The sequence below is a fragment of the Brevundimonas sp. FV1ps31S genome (genome assembly GCF_058681265.1).
On record NZ_CM178735.1, the window covers coordinates 2,445,235 to 2,462,845 of the forward strand.

Annotated in this window: 19 protein-coding genes; 12 read left to right on the forward strand and 7 right to left on the reverse strand. The window is 67.2% G+C overall.

The annotated features are described in order from the left end of the window. Nucleotides 1–2 precede the first annotated feature (2 nt). Nucleotides 3–1,646 carry a response regulator gene (locus ACVPT3_RS11620; RefSeq protein ID WP_492041041.1) on the forward strand — a complete coding sequence of 548 codons (1,644 nt, stop codon included), beginning with the start codon at nt 3–5 and terminating at the stop codon, nt 1,644–1,646. 6 nt (nt 1,647–1,652) lie between these two features. Here ACVPT3_RS11620 and ACVPT3_RS11625 read toward each other — a convergent pair whose 3' ends face one another. Then, nucleotides 1,653–2,684, reverse strand: coding sequence for a ligase-associated DNA damage response exonuclease (locus ACVPT3_RS11625; protein ID WP_492041042.1), 1,032 nt, complete (start codon nt 2,682–2,684; stop codon nt 1,653–1,655). Nucleotides 2,685–2,762: 78 nt separating this feature from the next. Here ACVPT3_RS11625 and ACVPT3_RS11630 point away from each other — a divergent pair, with 78 nt between their 5' ends. The 5 genes from ACVPT3_RS11630 (at nt 2,763) to ACVPT3_RS11650 (ending at nt 5,323) form a co-directional block, all read left to right on the forward strand. Further along, nucleotides 2,763–3,230 (forward strand): PaaI family thioesterase, encoded by a 468-nt coding sequence (locus ACVPT3_RS11630; RefSeq protein ID WP_492041043.1) that lies wholly within the window; start codon nt 2,763–2,765, stop codon nt 3,228–3,230. Further along, nucleotides 3,227–3,619: a PaaI family thioesterase gene (locus tag ACVPT3_RS11635; RefSeq protein ID WP_492041044.1), complete on the forward strand. Its 393-nt coding sequence runs from the start codon at nt 3,227–3,229 to the stop codon at nt 3,617–3,619. Before ACVPT3_RS11630 ends, ACVPT3_RS11635 begins: the two co-directional genes overlap by 4 nt. A 132-nt stretch (nt 3,620–3,751) precedes the next feature. After that, the gene (locus tag ACVPT3_RS11640; RefSeq protein ID WP_492041045.1) at nt 3,752–4,102 is read left to right on the forward strand and encodes a hypothetical protein; all 351 of its coding nucleotides are present in this window, start codon (nt 3,752–3,754) and stop codon (nt 4,100–4,102) included. 88 nt (nt 4,103–4,190) lie between these two features. Next, complete coding sequence (locus ACVPT3_RS11645; RefSeq protein ID WP_492041046.1) at nt 4,191–4,637, forward strand: hypothetical protein; 447 nt, start codon at nt 4,191–4,193, stop codon at nt 4,635–4,637. 50 nt (nt 4,638–4,687) lie between these two features. After that, complete coding sequence (locus ACVPT3_RS11650) at nt 4,688–5,323, forward strand: S24 family peptidase (protein WP_492041047.1); 636 nt, start codon at nt 4,688–4,690, stop codon at nt 5,321–5,323. A gap of 22 nt (nt 5,324–5,345) precedes the next feature. Here ACVPT3_RS11650 and ppdK read toward each other — a convergent pair whose 3' ends face one another. The 3 genes from ppdK to ACVPT3_RS11665 all read right to left on the reverse strand — a co-directional run bounded on the left by ppdK (nt 5,346) and on the right by ACVPT3_RS11665 (nt 9,864). Further along, nucleotides 5,346–8,024 carry a pyruvate, phosphate dikinase gene (gene ppdK, locus ACVPT3_RS11655; RefSeq protein ID WP_492041048.1) on the reverse strand — a complete coding sequence of 893 codons (2,679 nt, stop codon included), beginning with the start codon at nt 8,022–8,024 and terminating at the stop codon, nt 5,346–5,348. Between the two features lie 207 nt (nt 8,025–8,231). Continuing rightward, nucleotides 8,232–9,335 carry a tRNA preQ1(34) S-adenosylmethionine ribosyltransferase-isomerase QueA gene (gene queA, locus ACVPT3_RS11660; protein ID WP_492041049.1) on the reverse strand — a complete coding sequence of 368 codons (1,104 nt, stop codon included), beginning with the start codon at nt 9,333–9,335 and terminating at the stop codon, nt 8,232–8,234. A 34-nt stretch (nt 9,336–9,369) separates the two neighbouring features. Continuing rightward, nucleotides 9,370–9,864, reverse strand: a complete 495-nt coding sequence (locus ACVPT3_RS11665; RefSeq protein ID WP_492041050.1) for a DUF305 domain-containing protein — start codon at nt 9,862–9,864, stop codon at nt 9,370–9,372. 104 nt (nt 9,865–9,968) lie between these two features. On the opposite strand from ACVPT3_RS11665, the gene ACVPT3_RS11670 reads away from it, so the two are divergent. The 6 genes from ACVPT3_RS11670 to ACVPT3_RS11695 all read left to right on the forward strand — a co-directional run bounded on the left by ACVPT3_RS11670 (nt 9,969) and on the right by ACVPT3_RS11695 (nt 13,885). Continuing rightward, on the forward strand, nt 9,969–10,448 hold the full coding sequence (locus ACVPT3_RS11670; RefSeq protein WP_492041051.1) for a hypothetical protein: 480 nt from the start codon (nt 9,969–9,971) through the stop codon (nt 10,446–10,448). A gap of 39 nt (nt 10,449–10,487) precedes the next feature. Next, nucleotides 10,488–10,832 carry a RidA family protein gene (locus tag ACVPT3_RS11675; protein ID WP_267514057.1) on the forward strand — a complete coding sequence of 115 codons (345 nt, stop codon included), beginning with the start codon at nt 10,488–10,490 and terminating at the stop codon, nt 10,830–10,832. Nucleotides 10,833–10,887: 55 nt separating this feature from the next. Continuing rightward, the gene (locus tag ACVPT3_RS11680) at nt 10,888–12,561 is read left to right on the forward strand and encodes a lysine--tRNA ligase (protein ID WP_492041052.1); all 1,674 of its coding nucleotides are present in this window, start codon (nt 10,888–10,890) and stop codon (nt 12,559–12,561) included. A gap of 58 nt (nt 12,562–12,619) precedes the next feature. Continuing rightward, nucleotides 12,620–12,997: a hypothetical protein gene (locus tag ACVPT3_RS11685; RefSeq protein WP_492041053.1), complete on the forward strand. Its 378-nt coding sequence runs from the start codon at nt 12,620–12,622 to the stop codon at nt 12,995–12,997. A gap of 89 nt (nt 12,998–13,086) precedes the next feature. Then, nucleotides 13,087–13,557 (forward strand): SH3 domain-containing protein, encoded by a 471-nt coding sequence (locus tag ACVPT3_RS11690; RefSeq protein WP_492041054.1) that lies wholly within the window; start codon nt 13,087–13,089, stop codon nt 13,555–13,557. Between the two features lie 184 nt (nt 13,558–13,741). Continuing rightward, nucleotides 13,742–13,885 carry a hypothetical protein gene (locus ACVPT3_RS11695; protein ID WP_492041055.1) on the forward strand — a complete coding sequence of 48 codons (144 nt, stop codon included), beginning with the start codon at nt 13,742–13,744 and terminating at the stop codon, nt 13,883–13,885. Nucleotides 13,886–13,887: 2 nt separating this feature from the next. Here the strand turns inward: ACVPT3_RS11695 and ACVPT3_RS11700 are convergent, their stop codons facing one another. The 3 genes from ACVPT3_RS11700 to ACVPT3_RS11710 form a co-directional block, all read right to left on the reverse strand. Next, a complete protein-coding gene (locus ACVPT3_RS11700; RefSeq protein ID WP_267514068.1) occupies nt 13,888–14,148 on the reverse strand; it encodes a hypothetical protein in 261 nt (86 codons plus the stop codon). A gap of 135 nt (nt 14,149–14,283) precedes the next feature. Next, on the reverse strand, nt 14,284–15,435 hold the full coding sequence (locus ACVPT3_RS11705) for a beta-ketoacyl-ACP synthase III (protein ID WP_492041056.1): 1,152 nt from the start codon (nt 15,433–15,435) through the stop codon (nt 14,284–14,286). A gap of 28 nt (nt 15,436–15,463) precedes the next feature. Next, entirely contained in the window at nt 15,464–17,518 is a 2,055-nt protein-coding gene (locus ACVPT3_RS11710; protein ID WP_492041057.1) for a capsule polysaccharide biogenesis protein, read from the reverse strand. Between the last annotated feature and the right edge of the window lie 93 nt (nt 17,519–17,611).

Here is a 17,611-nt window from a genome sequence, read left to right on the forward strand (position 1 = left end):
GTATGCCGATTATCGAGACCCTTTCAGAGCAGGCGCAGCCGGTCGCACCCTCGACCCTCGGCTGCCAAGTCCTCGCCCGGTTCGAACGCGAACCGGACACGCTCGTCATTCCGGTTGTCGAGAATGACCGTCCCGTCGGCCTCGTGGAACGCACCGCCTTCCTGCAAAAGATCGCCGGCCGCTTCGGCCACGCCCTCTACGACGGGCGCCCCATCAGTTGCGCCATGGACCCCGAGCCGGCGGTGGTCGAAGGCGACGTCGAGATGGACGCCTTCTGCGACATCATTCTCAAAGGCGGTCCCGCCGCCCTGCTGCGCGGCTTCATCGTCACCAGAAACGGCCGCTATCACGGGGTCGGGACGGCCGCCACCCTGCTCAAGGTCGCGACAGATCGGCAGCGCGCGCATGACATGCTGATGGCCGATCAGACCGCCATCCTCAATGACACCCGCGCCCAGGCCCTGGCCGCCGCCCGCGCCAAGAGCCAATTCCTGGCCATCATGAGCCACGAGTTGCGCACCCCGATGAACGGCGTGCTCGCCGTCGCCGAACTGCTGCGTCGCCAGCCGCTGAACACCGCCGCCCAGGCGCATGTCCAGACCATCATCGACTCGTCCGAAAGCCTGCTGCGCATCCTCCAGGACGCCGTCGACCTGTCGAAGGCCGAGGCCGGAGAACTTGAACTGAACCCCGCTCCCACGCCGCTGCGCGCTGTCATGGACGATGTTCAGGCCCTGTGGGAACCCCGCGCGTCGCAGGACGGCGTCACCCTGATGGTCGGCTACGAAGGCGATACCGAACTGGCCGCCGTCATCGACGGCGTGCGGCTGAAACAGGTGTTCAACAACCTGATCGGCAACGCCCTGAAATTCGCGCGCAACGGCGTCGTCGAGGCCGGGCTCAAGGCCTGGGTCGACGGCGATCAGGTCCGCATGGAAGCCCGCGTCCGCGACGACGGCCCCGGCGTGGACGTCGACCGCGTCGACAGCATCTTCGAACCCTTTGTCCATGGCTCGGGGCCCGACGGAGCCGGCCTGGGCCTGTCGATCTGCCGTCAGGTGATCGACCGGATGGGCGGCCGCATCTGGGCCGAGAACAACAAGGGGCGCGGCGCGACCTTCGCTTTCGACATCACCGCCCGGCGCGCCATCGTCGAGGTCGAGGCGCCGTCCAATGTGTCCGACCTTTCAGAACTGAACCTTCAATCGGCTCCCCATGTTCTGATCGTCGATGACAACGCAACGAACCGCGTGGTCGCTCAAGCCTTGTGCGAGATGTTCGGCTGCAGTTCCGAACTGGCTGAAGACGGGCTTGAGGCGCTCCAGGCCGTGCAGGAAAACCGCTACGACCTCGTGCTGATGGACATCAAGATGCCGCGCATGGACGGGGTTCAGGCGACCCAGGCCATTCGCGCCCTCGACGGGCCCGCCAGCCGCGTGCCCATCGTCGCCCTGACCGCCAACGCCGACCCGGAAGACGCCAAACACTATCTGTCGATCGGCATGGCCGCCGTAGTGGAGAAGCCGATCAAGCCCGAACGGCTGCGCATGGCCATGAACGCAGCCCTGTCGACCCCTGGGACGGACGCCGCAACGGACGGAGCGTCCGAAAGTCCCGCCCGCCGACGGACGTCTCGACGCGCCTGACCGGTCTCATGCCGACGGCGTCGAACTTGTCGCCTCGTCCTCGTCGTCGTAGCCGACCAGCCGCAGCGCGCGCGCCTTCTGACCGTTCAATTCGGCCCATCGCAACAGCCCCTCCTCTCGGCCGTGGGTGATCCAGATCTCCTCGGGCTTCAACTCCTCGAAGGTGGCGATCAGTTCGTCCCAGTCGGCGTGATCCGAGATCACCAGCGGCAGTTCAACCCCCCGTTGACGTGCTCGCGCCCGAACCCCCATCCAGCCAGAGGCGAAGGCCGTCACCGGATCGGCGAAGCTACGCGCCCACCGGTCCTGGATCGCGGACGGCGGGGCGATGACCACCTCCCCTCCCAGCGCGCCTTTCGGCAGCCCGCGGGCCGGAAGGATCGGACCCAGATCGACGCCCTCCCGCTCATAGAGGGCGTTCAGCCGCTCCATGGCTCCGTGAACATAGACGGGGCGCGCCCATCCGGCCTCGCGTAGCGACCGGATGATCCGCTGCGCCTTGCCCAGGGCATAGGCCCCCACCAGATGGGCGCGTTCGGGAAATTGACCCAATGACCGCACCAGCCGCCCGATCTCCTCATCGGCCGACGGATGACGGAAGACCGGCAGACCGAAGGTCGCCTCCGAGATGAAGACGTGGCAGGGCGTGGGCTCGAACGCCGGACAGGTCGGATCCCGTCGTCGCTTGTAGTCGCCGGACACCACCATGGTCAGGCCCCTCCACCGGACCTCGGCCTGGGCGGACCCCAGGACATGGCCGGCGGGGATCAGCCGCAGATCCACGCCGCCGATCGACGCCGCCTCGCCATAGTCGACCGGCTGCTGGCGTCCGGCGAAGTCGGCGCCATAGCGTTCGGCCATGATGGCCAGGGTCTGGCGCGTAGCCAGAACCGCGCCATGTCCCGCCCTCGCATGGTCGGAATGGCCATGGGTGATCACGGCCCGGTCCACCGGCCTCACGGGATCGATATAGAAGTCCCCCGGTGGGCAGTAGAGGCCGGCGGGCGTGGGATGCAGCAGGTCTTCGGGTCGGATCATTGACGCCTAACGCTCTCGACGCCGTCGGGGCGCCCCGCCATACAATGAACGACCAAGGGCATAACGGACATTCGTTGCATGCACGACAATTTCGTCGACACCATCCTGCCGCAGCTTGCGGCGGGCTCGGCCCACACCGGCGCGCTAGGCTTCGCCTTCGACGGCCTGCATGGGGGCGAGCCCCGCATCCGCGTCCCCTGGCGTGAGGATCTGGTCGGGGATCCCGACACCGGCGTTCTCGCCGGCGGTCTCGTCACCACCCTGCTCGACCATATCGGCGGCCTGGCGGTGTGGACGGCCATGGAGGAATTTCAGCCCATCGCGACCCTGGACCTCCGCGTGGATTACATGCGCGCCGCGCGTCCCAGAACCAGCCTTCTGGCGCAGGCCGGATGTTATCGGCTGACACCCACGATCGCCTTCGTTCGCGCCTGGGCCTTCGAGGAGGACCCGTCCGACCCTGTCGCCGCCGCCCAGTCCGCCTATGTTCTGAACCGTCCCCCGACCTCCAGGAACGCCGCCGCCAGTCGCGAGGCGGTGACATGAGCGACCTGCTCGAACGCATTCCCTATGCTCGCTTCCTGAATCTTCAGACGCTCGTCAGCGGCGACGAGATCACGGTGATCATGCCTTTCGCCGAACTTTTGATCGGCAATCCCATGTTGCCCGCCCTGCACGGCGGCTCGACGGCGGCCCTGCTGGAAATGGCGGCCATGGCCCAGGTCGCACTCGCCTTCCCCAGCCCGCGCCTGCCTCGTCCGATCAATGTCACCGTGGCCTATCTGCGTACCGGGCGGCCCATGAACGTCTTCGCTCGAGCCCAGATCAGCCGGGCCGGTCGACGCGTCGCCCATGTTCAGGCCGAAGCTTGGCAGGAGACGAGAAGCCAGCCCATCGCCTCCCTGACCGCACACTTCCTGCTGGATAATCCCTAGGCTTTTCCAGGACTTCGATTAAAGGCGGCGGTTCAACGCGGGTTTGCGGAAAGGTTAAGACGGCTCTACCAAACACGGTTAAGACGTGTTAAGAATTCATCCATTGTAAACCTTGTTTGAGGGGCTTTTCTAATGGACCGGACCGAAGTCATCGCCAGCGTCGCGGGCGATCTGCATGCGACTGAGAACGCCATCGACGCCGCCATCACCCAGGCGACCGTACTGGTGCAATCCTTCATCGGCGCCCGCGCCGCCCTCTCGCTTTCGCCCGTCGCTGCTACGGCTTCGCAGGCCAAGGCCATGGAGACCATCGCCGCTCTCGCCGCCGCTCGCGAGTCGATCGTCGCCTGCCACGCCGAACTGCAAAAGGACCACCGTCGCCTGGGCTTCGGAACCTACGCCCTCGGCCCGGTTGGCAAGCCCGACGACTGGCTCGACCCGAAGGAGACCCGCGCGTCGGCTCACCTCCGCTCCGTCGGGTGAATTTTTGGTAAGCTTAGCGGGCTGACATTCTCGCTTAACCAGAAATGGTTCATTGTCGCCCCCGTGCACTAAGCGCGGGGGCGATTTCATGGTGAATATGGCTTACGCTGTCGTGGGCGCCGTATTTGTGGTCGGAATGACTCTGTTCGCCTTTATAAAGGGCGGATCACGCGAGAGAGCTGCGGCCGGGTATTTTATTCTGGCTTGGTTCGCCTCTATCCTGTTCCAAGAGAATGAGGGATTTAAGGGTCTGCCGATCGGCATTTTCCTGATCGACGTCCTGTCCCTGGTCGTGTTCGCGGCTTTGGCGTGGCGTTCTCCTCAATCCTGGCCCGTATGGATCACTGGCATCCAGTTGATCACTGTAATGGGTCACATCATGAGCCTGACGGTTCCGACAATTCCGCTGGCGTCACTCTATACGGTGATGAATCTGACCGGCTATCTCATCATCCTCTGTATCGGCGTCGGCACATTTTGGGTCTGGCAGGAACGCAAGGCCGCCGCAGAATACGAGCAGCGGACGAATAGGTAGAAAATCCTATCGCCATGCCCTAGCCTTCCCCGACTCACTCGCGGAAGCTTATGCCCCTCTCGCACGCCAAATTGTGGAAGGCCGTGGACGCTCTGGCGCGGCGCGAGGGGTTGTCGCCCTCGGGCCTCGCGCGGCGGGCGGGGCTGGACGCCACGAGCTTCAATCCGTCCAAACGCTTCGGGGCCGGTGATCCGCCGCGGCCGCGCTGGCCGTCGACCGAGAGCGTGACCCTGGTGCTGCAGGCGACCGGCGTATCCCTGGCCGATTTCGCCGCCCTAGCCGACGACGCTCCTTCGTCGCCGCAGACCGTGCCCCTGCTCGGTCTGGCCAGCGCCGGTCTGGACGGCTTCTTCGATGATGCGGGCCTGCCCGCCGGGGACGGGTGGGACCAGACCGAGCTGCCTCGCGCCAGCCCGTCCACCTTCAGCCTCCGGATCACGGGCGATTCTATGTCGCCCCTTTATCGCGAAGGCGATCGGGTGATCGTGGACCGAAGCGGCCCCGCCGTCCGGCGCGGCGACCGGATCGTGGCCCGACTGACATCGGGCGAGGTGGTGGCCAAGGAGTTGACCGGTCTGACCGCCCGCGCCGCCACGCTCGCCTCTATCAACCCCGCCTATCCGCCGCGCATGGTGGCGCGCGGGGACATCGAATGGATGGCGCGAATCCTGTGGGTCAGCCAATAGGGCTCACGCCCGTCAGGCCGCCCTATCGGTCCTTCTCGCGTTCCACGTTCAGCGCCGCCTGAGCCGCCGCCAGGCGGGCGATGGGCACGCGGTAGGGCGAGCACGACACGTAGTCGAGCCCGGCCTTCTCGCAGAAGGCGATCGAAGACGGATCCCCGCCGTGCTCGCCGCAGATACCCAGCTTGACCTCGGGCCGCACCGCCCGGCCCCGCTCGGCCGCGATCTCGATCAGGCCGCCGACGCCGTCCTGGTCCAGACGCACGAACGGATCCGTCTCGAAGATGCCCTTGTCCAGATAGGCCTGCAGGAACCGCCCCGAATCGTCGCGGCTGATGCCGAAGGTCGTCTGGGTCAGGTCATTGGTGCCGAAGCTGAAGAACTGGGCGTATTCCGCCAGGTCCCCGGCGCGGATGGCGGCGCGGGGCAGTTCGATCATGGTGCCGACCAGATATTCGACGCTGTCGCCGGCGTCGGCGAACACGGCCTTGGCCGTGCGGTCGGTCAGTTCGCGCAGATATTTCATCTCCAGACCCAGGGCGACCAGCGGGTGCATTATCTCCGGGATCGGCGCCACGCCCGAGCTCTTCTTCACCTCCAGCGCGGCCTCCAGCACGGCCCGCACCTGCATCTCGTAGATCTCGGGATAGGCCACGCCCAGGCGGCAGCCGCGGTGGCCCAGCATGGGGTTGGTCTCGTGCAACTCCTTGGCCCGGCGCTTCAGCTTCTCGGCGTCTATGCCCGACGAGGCGGCCAGGGCGTCGATGTCCTCGTCCGTGTGGGGGATGAACTCGTGCAGCGGCGGGTCCAGCAGGCGCACCGTCACCGGCAGGCCGGCCATGATCTCGAACAGTTCGACGAAGTCCGACTTCTGGAACGGCGCGATCTTGGCCAGGGCCGTACGGCGCCCGGCCTCGTCGTCAGCCAGGATCATCTCGCGCACGGCGGCGATCCGGGTGTCGTCGAAGAACATGTGCTCGGTCCGGCACAGGCCGATGCCCTCGGCGCCGAAGCCCCGCGCGGTCTTGGCGTCCAGCGGCGTCTCGGCGTTGGCGCGCACCTTCAGGCGACGCACCTTGTCGGCCCAGGCCATCAGAGTCTGGAAGTCGCCGGTCAGTTCCGGCTCGATCATCGGCACGGCGCCGTCCAGCACCTCGCCCTTCGACCCGTCGATGGTGATGATCTCGCCGGCCTTGAAGCTGCGGCCGCGCGCGGTGAAGACGCCCTTGGCCTCGTCGATATGGATCTCGCCGGCGCCGGAGACGCAGGCCCGGCCCATGCCGCGCGCCACCACGGCGGCGTGGCTGGTCATGCCGCCCCGCGCCGTGACGATGCCGCGCGCCGCGTGCATGCCGTGGATGTCCTCGGGCGAGGTCTCCTCGCGCACCAGGATGACCGCTTCGCCCAGGCCGGACATCCGCTCGGCCTCGTCGGCGTCGAACACGATCTTGCCGGTCGCCGCGCCGGGCGAGGCGGGCAGGCCGGCGGCGATGACGGTGCGGGCCGCATCCGGGTCCAGGGTCGGGTGCAGCAGTTGGTCCAGCGCGGAGGGCTCGACCCGGCTGATCGCCTCTTCCTGGGTGATCACACCTTCGGCCGCCAGATCGACGGCCACCTTCAGCGCCGACTTGGCGGTGCGCTTGCCGTTGCGGGTCTGCAGCATCCAGAGCCGGCCCTGTTCGACCGTGAACTCGATGTCCTGCATGTCGCGGTAATGGCTCTCCAGGGTGTTCACCACCGTGACGAACTGGCCGAACACCTCGGGCATGGCCTCTTCCATCGAGGGGGCGGTCTCGCCCATCTCCTCGCGGCCGATCCTGGTCAGGGACTGGGGCGTGCGGATCCCCGCGACCACGTCTTCGCCCTGGGCGTTGATCAGGAACTCGCCGTACAGCCGCGCCTCGCCGGTCGAGGGGTTGCGAGTAAAGGCCACGCCGGTGGCCGAGGTCTCGCCCATATTGCCGAACACCATCGACTGGACGCTGACGGCCGTGCCCCAGCTTTCCGGAATGTCGTGCATGCGGCGATAGAATTTCGCCCGGTCGTTCATCCAGCTGGCGAAGACGGCGCCGACCGCGCCCCACATCTGGTCGCGCGGATCCTGCGGGAAGGGATGGCCCAGTTCGCGTTCGACCACGGCCTTGTAGTCGACGACGATCCGTTCCCAGTCCTCGGCCTTCAGGTCGGTGTCGACGCTGACGCCCAGCCGATCCTTGTGCGCGTCCAGCACTTCTTCGAAGTCGTCGTGGCTCAGGCCCAGCACCACGTTCGAATACATGGTGATGAAGCGGCGATAGGAATCGAAGGCGAAGCGCCGGTCGCCCGACAGCTTGGCCAGCCCCTCGACCGTCTGGTCGTTCAGACCCAGGTTCAGCACCGTGTCCATCATGCCCGGCATCGACGCCCGTGCGCCCGAGCGGACGGAGACCAGCAGCGGGTTCTCGACGTCGCCGAAGGTCTTGCCGACGATGGCCTCGACCTTGGCCAGGGCGGCCTTCACCTGGTCTTCCAGATCGGCGGGATAGGTCTCGCCGTTGGTGTAGAAATAGGTGCAGACTTCGGTCGTGATGGTGAAGCCGGGCGGGACGGGCAGCCCCAGCGAAGACATTTCGGCGAGGTTCGCGCCCTTGCCGCCGAGAAGGTTCTTCATCGACGCATCGCCATCGGCGGACCCGCCGCCGAAGCCGTACACCCACTGAGTCATCTTTAGCCCCTGAGCTTGGAGAAGGTTCGGCGGGTTGGCCCGCTCGCAGATGCGGCATGACTAGCGCGGCGAAACCGCCTTGGCCATGGCAGATGTAACAATGCGTGAGCGGGAAACCGGTTTCTCTGCCGTCGCGCCATCGTCACCGCCCTGCGCGCGAAGGCGCGCAGGGCGGACGGGTCGCTCAGCGACGATGAGGGGGGCTTGTCAGGCGTGGCTTTTTTCGGCGGCCCGGAACAACAAGGACCCGTCGCCGTAGGAGTAGAAGCGGTAGCCGTCGGCGATGGCGTGGGCGTAGGCCGTCCTCATCGTATCGCGGCCGGCGAAGGCGCTGACCAGCATGAACAAGGTCGATCTGGGCAAATGGAAGTTCGTCATCAGCACGTCCACGGCGCGGAAGCGGTAGCCGGGCGTGATGAAGATGGCGGTGTCGCCGTGGAAGGGGCGGATCTCGCCGGCCTCGGTCGTGGCGCTTTCCAGCAGCCGCAGGGAGGTGGTGCCGACGCAGACGATGCGGCCGCCGGCGGCGTGGACGGCGTTCAGGGCGGCGGCGGTCTCGGGCGAGACCTCGCCCCATTCGCTGTGCATCCTGTGGTCGGCCAGGTCGTCGGCCTTGACCGGCAGGAAGGTGCCGGCGCCGACGTGCAGGGTGACGGCGTGGGTGGAGACGCCCCTGGCCCGGATCGCCTCGAGCAGGGAGGGGGTGAAGTGCAGCCCCGCCGTGGGGGCGGCGACCGAGCCGTCGTGTTCGGCGAAGACGGTCTGATAGTCCGACCGGTCGCGGGCGTCCTCGGGCCGTTTGGCGGCGATATAGGGCGGCAGGGGCATGACCCCGACGGCGCGGATGGCGTCGTCCAGGGCGGGGCCGGACAGGTCGAACTTCAGGGTGATCAGGCCGTCGTCGCCCTTGGCCGCGACGGTGGCGTCGAGACGGCTTAGATCGCAGGCGGCGTCGGCTTCTTGTCCGAAGCGGATTCTATCGCCCGGCTTGATGCGTTTGCCGGGCTTCATGAAGGCGGACCAGACGTCGGGAGCGTCGCGGTGGTGAAGCGTGGCCTCGACCGCGACCGTCAGGGTCTCTCCGTTGGGGCCGGGACGGGTGCGGACGCCCGACAGGCGGGCGGGGATGACGCGGGTGTCGTTGAACACCAGGGCGTCGCCGGGGCGCAGGAAGTCGGGCAGGTCGCGGATGATGCGGTCGTCCAGGGCGCCGTCCTTGACCACCAGCAGGCGGGCGGAATCACGCGGATCGGCGGGCCGCAGGGCGATGCGGTCGTCGGGCAGGTCGAAGTCGAAATCGGCGGTCTTCATCAGGCGGGGCACAGGCCACGCCGCGCGCGGGGGGTCAAGAGGCGGGCGAGCGGGCGGGCAGATCCGGGGCGTCAGGCGGCGGCGGATTTCGCGACAGGTCGGCGATGAGGGCGTTCATTTCGCCGATCTCACGCACCTGGGCCTCGATGATATCGTCGGCGAGCGCGCGAACGCGCGGATCGCGGATATGAGCACGCTCGCTGGTCATGATGGCGATGGAGTGGTGCGGGATCATGGCCTTCATATAGGCGAGGTCGCCGACGGTGGCCTGGCTGCGGACCAGCCAAAGGGAGCCGGCGAAGACGACCACGGCGCCCGCGACAATCATCTGTTTGACGCGCGGCTTCTCGTACATCGACCACATGAAGCCGATCATGATGGCGGCCATGACGGCGCCCATCAGCAGGGCCATGTAGAGCCGCGTCTCACTGAAACGGACGTGTTCGATCTGATAGGTGTTCAGATACATCAGGCCGTACATGACGACGGTGGAGACCGCGATCATGGCGGCGAAGCGGCGATAGCTCATGGGAACCTCGTGGAGGGCCTGTGCAGGGATCGGTCGGAGGGACAATGCGAGTGCGCCGGGAATGATCCGGCTGAACCTTCCGATCCGATGCGTGTTCAGCGGACATGAAAACCCTCGCACTCCTTCCCTCCGTCCTCATCGGCGCCGTCGCCAGCGCCCGGTCCATGACGCCCATGGCGGCCCTTGCAGGGGCGCGGCTGGCGCATCGGGATACGCCGGGGCGGCTGGTGCTGCTGGATCATCCGCTGTTCAAGTTCGGCGGTCTGGCAATGGGCGTGGGCGAGCTGTTCGGCGACAAGATGAAGTCGGCGCCGGACCGGACGGTCTTCCTGGGCCTGCTGGCGCGGGTGATGAGCGCGGGGATCGCCGGGTCTGCGCTGGCGCCGCGCGGGCGCGAGAAGCTGGGCGCGGCGCTTGCGGTGGGGACGGCGGTTCCGCTGGCCTATCTCGGGCTGGCCGGGCGGAAAAAGGCGATGAAGCGGATCGGGCAGACGAAGAGCGGGCTGATCGAGGATGCGATCATCGTGGCGGCCGGGGCGGCGGTGGTGAGCTGGGCGGTGGGCGCGTTCGACCGACGGCGTTGAGCGGGTATGATAGGGGCCAAATAATCAGGAGCCCTCCCCATGATCACCCGCATCCAACCCGGCGCCCGTATGAGCGAAGCCGTGGTTCACGGCGACACCGTCTATCTGGCCGGCCAGGTCGGAGAGCCCGGCGATGACGTGATCGCCCAGACGAAGACGGCGCTGGCCGAGGTCGACGCCCTCCTGGCCCAGGCGGGCAGTGACAAGTCGAAGATCCTGATGGCCCAGATCTGGCTGGCCGATATCGCCGATTTCGACGCGATGAACAGCGTCTGGGACGCCTGGGTCGATACGGCCAATCCGCCGGCCCGCGCCACGGGCGAAAGCCGGCTGGCCTCGCCGGACTACAAGGTCGAGGTGATCGTCATCGCCGCCAGGGGCTGACGGAGCGGGGGATAAGGCGGTTGACCCGGCGGGTTGCAGACTGCAAACCGCCGCCATGCTTCAGAACCTCGAAATCCTCGCCCGTGAGGCCAAGTCCTGGCCGTTCGAACAAGCCCGCAATCTGCTGGCCCATGTTCTGAAAAAGCGGCTGGGCGAGAGTGAGCGGGCCGAGGCGCGGGCGCTGATCGACGCTGGCAAGGGCGACGAGGCCCTGGCGAAGTTCGAGGCCCTGCGCCGGCCGGTGGTGCTGGAGACCGGATATGGGCCGTCGGGCCTGCCGCACATGGGCACCTTCGGCGAGGTGGCGCGGACCACCATGGTGCGCAACGCCTTCCGGGCGCTGACGGGCGACCACTGGCGCACGCGACTGATCGCCTTCAGCGACGACATGGACGGGTTGAGGAAGGTGCCGGAAGGCGTGCCGAACCCGGAGCTGCTGCGCGAGGACCTGCACCTGTCGCTGACCCGCGTGCGCGATCCGTTCGGCACGCACGACAGTTTCGGGGCGCACAATAATGCGCGGCTGCGGGCGTTTCTGGACGGGTTCGGCTTCGACTATGAGTTCATGAGCTCGACCGAGACCTACAAGTCCGGCGTGTTCGACGCGACGCTGCTGACCCTGCTGGAGCGGTTCGACGCAGTCATGGCCATCATGCTGCCGACCCTGGGCGAAGAGCGGCGGGCGACCTATTCGCCCTTCCTGCCGGTCAGCCCGATCACGGGCCATGTGCTGCAGGTCCCGACCCTGGAGCGGAACGTCGAGAAGGGGACCATCGTCTTCGACGATCCGGCCGGCGGACGCACCGAACTGCCGGTCACGGGCGGCCATGTGAAGCTGCAGTGGAAGCCGGACTGGGCCATGCGCTGGGTCGCGCTGGACGTCGATTACGAGATGTCGGGCAAGGACCTGATCGAGAGCGTGCGCGAGAGCGGCAAGATCTGTCGCGCCCTGGGCGGCACGCCGCCGGAAGGGTTCAACTTCGAACTGTTCCTGGATATCGAAGGCAAGAAGATCTCCAAGTCCAAGGGCAACGGCCTGACGATGGACGAATGGCTGCGCTACGGCACGCCGGAGAGCCTGAGCTGGTACATGTTCCAGTCGCCGAAGTCGGCCAAGAGCCTGCACTTCAACGTCATTCCCCGCGCCATCGACGACTATCTGGCCTTCATCGAAAGCTACAAGACCCAGGAGCCGGCTAAGCGGATCGACAATGCGGTCTGGTCGATCCATGCGGGCGAGCCGCCGACCCATACCTCGCCGGTGTCCTTCGCCCTGCTGCTGAACCTGGTGGGGGTGGCCAACGCCTCGACCAAGGACCAGCTGTGGGCCTATTTCGCCAAATATCTGCCCGACGCCACGCCGGAGAACGAGCCGCTGCTGGACCGGCTGATGGACCATGCGCTGAACTATTACGAGGACTTCGTGAAGCCCTCAAAGGCGTATCGCCTGCCCGACGACAAGGAGAAGGCGGCGCTGCTGGACCTGGCGGAACGGCTGAAGGCCCTGCCGGCGGACACCACGGACGGCGAGCTGATCCAGAACGAGGTCTATGCGGTGGGCAAGGCGCATGAGTTCGAGCCACTGCGGGCCTGGTTCGGGGCGCTGTACGAGGTGCTGCTGGGTGCGTCGCAGGGGCCGCGCTTCGGCTCGTTCGCGGCCATCTACGGCCTGCCGCAGACCATCGCCCTGATCGAGGCGGGGGCGCGCGGCGAACTGACGCAATCTTGACGTCGCGTAATATTTCTTAACTGTACCGCGAGGGTATGGGCGTGGCCGGAGGGGCGACGTGCGGTACGAGATCGACGAACAGGCGCGGATACTACTGATCGATCTGGTCTCCGCCGGGTCGGCGGACAAGGTCCTGGAGGCCACTCTCACGCTGATCTCGGCGAGGCCGGAGCTGTGCAGCTGGGACTGGATCGCCGAATGCGAGCCCCTGCCCGACGACGCGGGCACCCAGCATCTGGCCCAGCTGTCCGAGGCCTGGGGCCCGCCGCCGGAGGTGGAGGCGATCACGGTCTTCGTCACCCAGGATCGGTTATTGCACCTGTGGGCCCGGGTGATGGATTTCCAGTTCGTCCGCCGCAAACACCTGGTCGAGCGCAGCACCGAGGCCGCACGGCGGTTGATCGAACGCCGCCGCGCGGTGCGCCCCCTAAGATGAACCGAAAATAACGGCGAAGCTCCGGGAGCCTTCAGGTTCGGCCGGGCATTGTGTCCTCATCGGCAAACCCGATGACAGGAGATACAGTGATGTCGAGCAAGTTTCTGAAGACGGGTCTGGCCACGGCTGCGGCTCTGGCCGCCCTGGTGACCGCCGCCCCCATCGCCGCCCAGGCCCAGGCCAATGGCGTGACCAACTGCGACGCCCCCGGCGGTCGCCAGCGCGCAGGCGCCCTGATCGGCGCCGTGGTCGGCGGCGTGGTCGGGTCGAACCTGGCGCGCAACGAGCGCACAGCCGGGACCGTGGTCGGCGCCGGCGCCGGCGCGGCGGCCGGCTCCTACATCGGCTGCAACCAGCAACGCACCCGCGCCGCAGCCCAGGCCAACGCCAACACCTATCGCGCCGGATCGAACCTGCGCATCCGCAGCGGCCCCGGCACCGGCTTCCGCCAGTCGGGCAGCCTGTCGGCCGGCCAGCCCTTCACCGCCGTCGCCTCGCAGGGCGACTGGATCCAGATCGCCGGCGGCGGTTGGGTCAACGCCAACTATGTGACCCGCTAAGGGCTCGCTTCCGAAAAGACCGTCCAGGCGGCGGGGCCGTTCACGCCCCGTCCAGTCCCCGCCGTCAGGACCGTCGTCAGGCGCGCGGTTCGCCGCTGCCGCCGAAGCCCCGTCCGGCCTGCCGGGCGGGGCTTTTCATTGTCCGCCTCGCGAAACCGTCAGATGGCTTGCGGGTTAGACCACCATGTCCAGACGCACTCCCAAACCCCCGATCCTTCGCAGCAAGCGCGGCGTCATCGTGCTGATCGTCGTCCTCGTGGCGATCTTCGCCGCCCTCTATATCGGCACGGGCGCCACGGCCTTCTTCAAGACCCAGCCGCCGATGTGAGGTCAGGCGAAGTCGCCGGCCAAGGCCCAGCGCTGGGAGCCTTCGCCGAAGGGGCGGATGAACCAGTCGCGATATTGTTCGAAGGTCTCGATGATCTTCTGGCGCAAATCAGGCGTGTTCACCGCCTCGCCGCGCTGACGTTTCAGGGCCGCGACGCAGTCCACGACCAGGTTCTGATGGGCAGAACCGCCCATGCTCTTGAGCACGGCGGCGATATCCTGTGCCAGACTTTCCAGCACCGTCTTCGGTGTCGTCTGAGCCATCTGGGAACTCCCCTGTTCTCGACAATCAAAGGCCTCGCAAAATCCGTTGGGGGATTCAAGCGTAGCCTGAGCAATTATCTTCTCAGATCAGGATTAACCTGACGTAACAGCGGTCAAACTTTTTGGTTCTCCGACCTAGCCGCGCTTGCGCACGAACACCGTCCCCGCTGAGTACCCCGCGCCGAAGCTGCAGATCAGGCCGGTCTCGCCGGGGGCGAAGCCGTCGTTGTGCAGGTGGAAGGCGATGATCGAGCCGGCCGAGGAGGTGTTGGCGTAGTCGTCGAGGATGATGACGTTCTCGTCCGACGACGGCTCGCGGCCCAGCACCTTCTTGCCGATCATGGTGTTCATGTTGATGTTGGCCTGGTGCAGCCACAACCGCTTCAATTCGTGCGGATCAAGGCCCAGCTCGCCGGCGTGATCGACGATCATGTCCGACACCATCGGCACCACGTCGCGGAAGACCTTGCGGCCCTGCTGGATGAACAGCTTGTCGTTCTGGGCGCTGTCGTCGGCGACCGGCGAATCCAGATGGTCCGTGTCGCGGGCGTTGCGGTTCAGGAAGCCGAAATTATTGCGGATATTGTTCGAGAAGACCGTCTTCAGCCGCGTGCCCAGCACGTCCCAGCCGCCGGGCCCGGCCGTCTCGGAAGATTCCACGATCACGGCCGTGGCCACGTCGCCGAAGATGAAATGGCTGTCTCGGTCGGTGAAGTTCAGGTGGGCCGAGCAGACCTCGGGGTTGACCATCAACACGGCCTTGACCGAGCCGCCGGCGATGAAGTCCGCCGCCGTCTTGACGCCGAAGGTGGCGGAGGAACAGGCCACATTCATGTCGAAGGCGAAGCCCTCGATCCCCAGGGCCTGCTGCACCTCGATGGCCATGGCCGGATAGGGGCGTTGCATGTTGGAGGCGGCGCAGAGCACCGCGCCGATCTCGCTGACCGGCTTGCCCCAGGCCTCGATGGCCTGGCGGGCGGCCTTGACCGCCATCTCGGCCAGGATCGACAGCTCGTCATTGCTGCGTTCCGGCAGGTTGGGGGCCATCCGTTCAGGGTCGATCACCCCGGCCTTGTCCAGCACGAACCGCTGCTTGATGCCCGAGGCCTTTTCGATGAACTCGGGCGAGGAATGGGGCTTGGCCTCCAGTTCACCGGCCTCAATCTGGGCCGCGTGGCGGGCGTTCCAGCCGTTGGCCCAGGCGTTGTAGCTGTCGACCAGTTCGGCGTTGGAGACCGATTGTTCGGGGGTGAAGAGGCCGGTGGCGGCGATGACGGCGTTTGTCACGGGTAGACAGTTTCCTTTGCGAACGCCTTCAATAGGACGGCGGCGGCCTGCGGTCGAGAGAGGCGATGATCCCGGCGGCCCAACGCTGGATCTGACCGCGCGGGGCCTTGGGCGGCGGCTGGTCGCGGGCGGCGATCAGGGCCTGGACCAGATCCTCGGCCTCGCAGGGCCAGCCCGTCGGGGTGACATAGAGGGGATAGTGGATCAGGGCGGCCAGGATCAGATGATCGACGGTCGCGCGCCGGGTGCGGCGCTCGAAGCCCAGCCGGTCGTCGGTCAGGCCCCAGCCGGCGTAGAAGGGCCGGCCATAGACCGACACGGCCTTGCCCCGCATCAGGGCCTCGAACCCTGTCAGGGAGGTCAGAGTCGCCACCCGGCGACAGGCGTTCAGACAGTCGATGATGTCCAGCCCGTCCGCGCTGGCGTCCACCGAGGCCAGGGCCGAGGCCTCCAGCCGCCCCGGCCGGTTGCCGGCCAGAACGTCGGGGTGATTGCGATAGACCAGGAAGGCGTCGGGATGATCGGCCCGCGCGGCCTCGACCAGGGCGGAGTTGGTAGCCAGGTCGGGTTCGCAGCCCAGCAGGATCGACTTGTCGTTCTCGACCTGGCCAACGACCAGCAGAATATCGCGATCCGCAGGCCAGTCGGCCGGCGCCTGGCCCTTCAGATTATATTTCGACAGGCCCGCCTCGACGATGCGGGTCCGAAGCGCAGCGGCGCGGGCCAGCTGTGCGGGCGTGGCCTCCGTCGTCTCAATCAGGGTCTCCAGCCGCGACGGGCGCGACGGGTCGTAATAGACGCCCTGGTCGTCCAGGGCGACCGACAGGGCGCCGACAAAGTCCGACCCCAGACCGCGCGAGCGGATGAAGCCGTCCTCCATGCGGACAGTCGGGCCGGCAAAATCGGCGGCGGCCCGGCGCACGGCCTCGCTCTCCTTGCCCGCCCACCAGATCAGCCGGCCATTTGTGGCGGCGGCATGAGCGGCGGCGCGCGACGGCGACATGAAGTATCGCGTCCGCGCCTTGGGCGAGTTCAGCAGGCGGCGCACCGGCGGGCGTTTGGCCGGGGCGAAGCCGACGGCGGACCAGGGTCCCGCCAGACGGTCGGCGCGGTCACGCAGGGCGATCAACCGCTCCAGCGCCTGTTCGGCCTCGCACCGTTCGCCGGTGACGGGATCGACATAGCGGCTGTAGGCGATCAGGGCGGCGGCGGCGACCTGTTCCAGCGTGCGGGCGACGCCGCGTCGGCCGGTGGCCACGGCGTCGATCGTCAGACCCCAGCCGGAATAGAAGGGCGCCCCGAAACAGCGCACCGGCAGGCCCCGCAACAGGGCCTCGAACCCCAGGGCAGAGGTGACGCAATAGACGGCGTCCACCGCCGCCAGCAGGCCAGCCGGCCGCACGTCGGCGTCCACCAGGGTGACGCCGGACAGGTCGGTTATGCACCCCCGCTTTTTGCCCGCCGCCACGGCCGGATGGCGTTTGACGATCAGCTGGGCCTCGGGCTCGTCGCGACGGGCGGCGGCGACCATGGCGTCGAAACTGTCCTGGGTCGCCAGGCCATAGCCGATGGAAGCGTCGCCGAAGGTCTGGTCCACGATCAGGACGCGGCGGCCGGGCCGCAACAGGCCGGGGTCCAGCGGCCCGCCCATATTGGTCTTGGAGACGCCCGAGGCGGCGATCCGGTCGATCAGGGCGCGGGCGCGGGCGGTGGTGGCGGCGTCGCACCAGGCGTCGGCGGTCTGGATCAGGTGTTCAAGCCGGCTGGGCCGGGTGGCGTCATAATAGACGCCGAGGTCATCGACAATCAGGCTGAGGCTGGCCGCCCCCGCCTCCCCCAGGCCGACCGAACGGAGGAAGCCGTCCTCCAGCGCGACATAGGGGCGGTTGTTCTGTTCCGCCCAGCGGCGCCCAGCGGCGGCCGAGGGCTTCATGCCCCAGCCGAGCACGGCCTGGACGTCGGCGCCCGGCAGGCGACGCAGGTCGTATTCGTTCAGGAAGACGTCGAGAAAGGAGACCTTCAGCACCCCGGGCGCGCAGACCCAGGCGGGGGTTTTGGCGGCGATGTCCGAAACTGGGGTCAAGGCGGGTCCGACGGAATGAGCGCGAGGTTTAGGGCGGTTGGGGGCGTGGGGCTAGACCTCGTCTGCGGCAGGCCCCCTCCACCACCGCGCAAG